The following is a 5,019-nucleotide window of genomic DNA, read 5'->3' on the forward strand; positions in this document are numbered from 1 at the left end:
TTCCTTTAAAACCTGTTTATCTGCAGTGATCTGTTCTGCTTCTGCAATTATGGTCTCATTCGGCATAACATTTATTACCGCATAACTGACAGTAACACCATTTACGGTTTTCTGCTGTGCTTCCATTTTTGTTCCTTTATAATTTATATAAGGATAACTTCCATAAAATCTTGCTTCCCAGCTTAAAGATCCATCTGCATGATTTGTCAAGGTGGTTTTGGTATGACCATCGTGCCTAACGTCCAGCATGTGGTCTCCCATACGGATATCGGTAACATCTACATAATTCATATCTTCTGCAAGATGGGAAGCAGTGACTACCTGATTTTTACCGGCATCTGGTTCAATACCCATAATCCCTTCTATGGTCTGAGAGACAAAAGTAAAGGAAATTTCAGGATAATCTCCGTTTGTTCCCTGTATTGGGCGTTCATGAGGATTGTCCTTTATGCCTGCAATATATTTCATCCATTTCCACGCCTCTTCGTTTCGGTTATACGGAAAATATGTATCCGGGATATACGTGTACGCTTCAATATTTTTAGGGGCGTCGGGAGCATTTTTATCTCCGATTCCTTTCCCCAGTTTTTGGGAAATATAATCCAGATATGCATCATTCCTCTTACCCGGTTCCGTTATCAGCTTCATAGGCATAAACCAGCTGTTTTCTTTCCCGAAATCATACAATTTTGTACCATCCTGAGTGATGACTCTGGCATAATTTCCTTCCGGATTATCCGGATTTGCACTCCATTCCTTATTAAAATAGTCTTTCAGCTTCTGTGCTTTCTCAAACCATGCCGCCGCTTCAGCGACCTGGCCCCTGGCATCTAATATTCCTGCATAAGCCAGAGTTGCCTGATACTGGGCACCAATTGCATCTCCTGCTTCCACGGGATGCTCACCACGTTCATTATAAGTACAGGACCCGCTCCAGATACTGCCATACCCCTCAGCAACACCATTTGGATTCTGATCGTCATGAAGAGCAATGTACTTCGTCATAACATTTGTATAAAACTGGAACATATCTTCATCTTGGATATAACGTTCATCCCCTGTCCACAAATACTGCTCATATGCTTTTTCTACCAGTTCAAACTGTGCCGGAACCTCTCTTACAAAGTTTGTGTCTGACCTGTAATCGATGGTATAGGGGCTTCCGTCAAAATTAAAAGCCCAAAGGGTATAATATTTTCTTGCCTCGGTAGCACCCTGGGCAAAGGTCTTAAACATATTGAAGTTTTCATTCCGAAGACCCGCCAACTGTCCCCCGGTAGCCTGATGGCAAAAATCTCTGCCATAATAAGCCGTTCTGTCATAGTAACCTGCCCAGTAAGAAGGATCGTAATCCACTGGTCCGCTTCCCGGTTTGTCAGATGCTTTGTTAATCAGACCGCTTTGTCCTGTCATTACAAACTGGTCTACTTTATGGCTTGCCCAGTAAAAATTATCTTCCAGAAACTTGTTATCCGATTTCAATATAGCCTTTTGTTCTTTTTCTGTTACAAACAGGGTCCACTCCTTTGTTTCACCTGCCGGGTTGCTTACTGTAATAATAACTGGCTGTCTTGCGTCTATGATGTCTCCTGCCTGAACGCTGCCCTGTGTTCTGGGCATAAATTCCGCCTCCTTCACGGTTAGGGCTGACAGATCTGTACCATAAGGTACCTTTATGGAAATGGTATGCTTCTCACTATCCAACTGGGTTTTATTGACCTGTTCTGCTAAGGAAAATCCGGTTACATTGCATTCTGCATAGTTTAGCCCTTTTTCGTTCAGCGTAAGCCTGGCATCAGCTATGTCCGTCCAGTCATTGGTATTCTTCCCATCCGGTGTTAATACAGCAATTTTCATCTTCTGTACCGTATCTCCCAGTGCTAAATCTATCACTTCCGGCTTCGCATTGGTTCCCATTACCGTACTTTCAAATGCAGGAATGGTATTGTCATCCAGGAACACCTGGAACTGTACCCTTCCAAGATTTGTATTGGTAACTCTTAAATCATCTATACCCACTACAGCGTGAAAAAAGTCATATTTACCATCCAGATTATACACCAATTCTGCCGGCGCATGCGCACCAAGACCTTTCTTATACTCCACACCGTCCAGTTTCAGCGTTCCTGAGTTATTTACTGTTTTGTCAATACCAAGTGACCCATATCCAACCTTGACCGACGCCGGTGTCACATCCGACAGATAATCAAAGCTTTCCTCTTTCGCAGAATCCAGATCCGTTCCTGCCGGAACAATTGATACGGCTTCGTCTGCTGATAAACTTAAGATTAGATTTCCTTCATTAACAGGAACATTCTTGTCCTTCTGCTGCATATCGCTTAAGTTTATCCGGTATATATCCACTGCTGAAATATCCTCATACCCCGGAGGAAGTTTCCAGCTTCTGTCGGTATATCCGGTTTTGCTGTAAGCAAATAATTCCGGGTAACGGTCTTCATTCCACTGTGCCGGCATAAAAATATCATTATTATCCCTGAGTACGGCGTCTTTTTGCGTGATATGCAGGGAGTTATCAGCTTCTTGCCAGCTGGTTACCTCATTCGAAAATGTTGCTGTCTTGCTTGCAGAATCATAAGTCTGACGTTCCAACCGATTCAAAAAATAGAAAGGTACCGTTTTTAATGCAAAATCTTGCATAAACCCTTTTAAAGTTGTCTTATCTGCCTTAATAATTCCCTCAGCGGCCATATTTTCTCCAAATACTGCAAGTCCGCGGTCTCCGCCACAATACAGCGAAGCAGGTATTTGTAAATATTCCGTATTACTAAGTGAAGAAAAATGCCATGCCATTGGCTGAAGTCCAATAAACTTGTCTTTTCGGTAACTGCTGACGAATTCACTGGTTACATCGACACCTTTCTCTCTCCAGTAAGCAAATATTTTTCTCTGGGTCTCTTCCTCTACTGCTGAAGTATATCCGTATTTTGCCTCATGATACGGGCTGATTGATTCGTTGGTATAACCGGGAATCACGGTATGAAAAGCATCGATATGTATGGTTCCCGCTTCTCTTAGCGGAGGCAGAAGGTCAAATAATTCATCGATTCTCCTTTGCGTAAGCCCGGCATTCCATTCTGCCGTATAACTGATGGGATACCCCCATACATAAGTCTTTAAGGTTCCATCTGCATTTTTGGCAATTACATCCTTTTCCAGATATTCATTCCAGAGCGGACTTTGCTCTGAAGCATCCAGCATGTTAATGTGAAGGCTGACCGTTGTATTGTATTTTTTTGCTTCTTCCATGAGCCAGATCAGGCTGTCTTCTGCACTTGCATCTTCCCCACGTTTTAACTTTTCATTCACTTTTGCAAAAGAAGGATATCCGGAATCGTGGCCTTCATACTGCCATCCTACCAAATAGATGATTTTCGGTATATCTCTGGTCATGTTATCAATATTTTTAATGATATCAAGTGCTTCATCCAAATTTACTTTGATACTTCCATTCTGTCCTAAAAACATCTTCATAACCATTGATTGATGATAGTCCCTGTAAAAGGGCCGAACAGTAATATTGACTTTATCTTTTATTATCTGTCCGCCAGCTTCAACCTGTGCCGTTATTTCAGCCACCCCTCCGTTCAGGGGCGTTACCGTACCATCCTCACTTACCTCTGCAACCGTTACATTACCGCTCTTGTATAAGCTTCTGGCAGTATACGTTACCTTTGTGCCTTCCGGTAATTCAGTGAGTTTTCCTTCTTTGTCATATGCCTTTAAGCTGAGCTTTGCTTTATCATCCCTACTTTTTAATGGATTCAACTCTTTTTTGTCTGCCGTAACTTCAATTTTACTGAGTAATTCTTCGGTTTGCCAGGTAAAGGAAATGGTATATACTTTTTCCCGGGTTCCATCCGTGACTTTTATAACTGCATTTCCAGGAATGCTCTCTGCCTGCTGGATTTCAACGGTTAACCCTTCTGCAGCTTTTGCATCAACAACCGGGATATCGGAATCCCCGTTCAATTTTATTTCATACTGTGTATTCGATGGTGTAAAGCCTTCCAGAGCTTTTCCATCCAGGGTTATATCATACGCTTCCACCGCGGTTTCTGATTGTGTTCTGTCCAGTCTTGCATCTCCCCAGTTCACCAGAACTTCTTCCGTGGAATGACTGGTAATACAAAGCTCCAGTGAAACAATTCCCATAACCGGTCCCCCTATGGACTGGTTTCGGTTAACTTCATTTAAGGTTCCTTCCGTAATCGTATCTTTTCCGCCCGATTCATTATATCCATAGACAGTATAGGCAGCTTCACCCGCTGCAGATGCATCATCCAAACCGATATCTGCCCGAAAGTACTCATACGCATCTCCCAAATCATATGTTACAGATGCATCCGCTTTCATACCAAGCCCTTTGCTATACGCCTTTCCGCCAATCGTAATTGCCTGGCCCGAAAAGCTGGTATCCATCGCGGTTTCATTTCCTGTAAAAGATGTTTTTGTAAGATCACTTAAATATACACCGTCATATGGGGGATTTTCTGTACCGGCTGATTTCGTAAGCCGTGCAAATGCCCAGTTCACAGCATCGCTCTGATTCGTTGGATTAGTTCCGCCCATTCCGGTTTCTCCGGCATCAGATACCCATAATTTTAAATACCGGTAATCCTTAACAGATACCTGCACTTCACTGGGAACAAAATAGGGTCTGTCACTTCCCTTATCTGATGAATATACAATACCACTGTCCCAAAGTTCTTCGTATTGGGTGGAATCATCTGTGGTTTTGCTTCCCAGCAATTTGAACTCTACAGAAGACGGCCTGTTTTTATTGGTCAGTGCATAAACTTCAAATCCAGGTGTCACCGTAAACTTTTCATATTCTCCGTTCAGGGCATATACAATCTCAGAAGCTGCCGATGTGCCGATTCCCTTGTCCACTTTTGTCGTATTCTCAAGGGAAATAAGGGTATTATAGTCATACATCTTGGCATTTACATCATAAGAAATATACATATCTACATTATTTCCGTCAAAGCGGTAATCCTT

Annotated in this window: 1 protein-coding gene; it reads right to left on the reverse strand. The window is 42.6% G+C overall.

The window, feature by feature from the left end; genetic code table 11:
• On the reverse strand, window positions 1-5,019 hold a 5,019-nt coding region (locus ACH2DQ_RS01065), incomplete at both ends, for an NPCBM/NEW2 domain-containing protein (RefSeq protein WP_395025163.1).

The organism is Robinsoniella sp. (assembly GCF_034124845.1).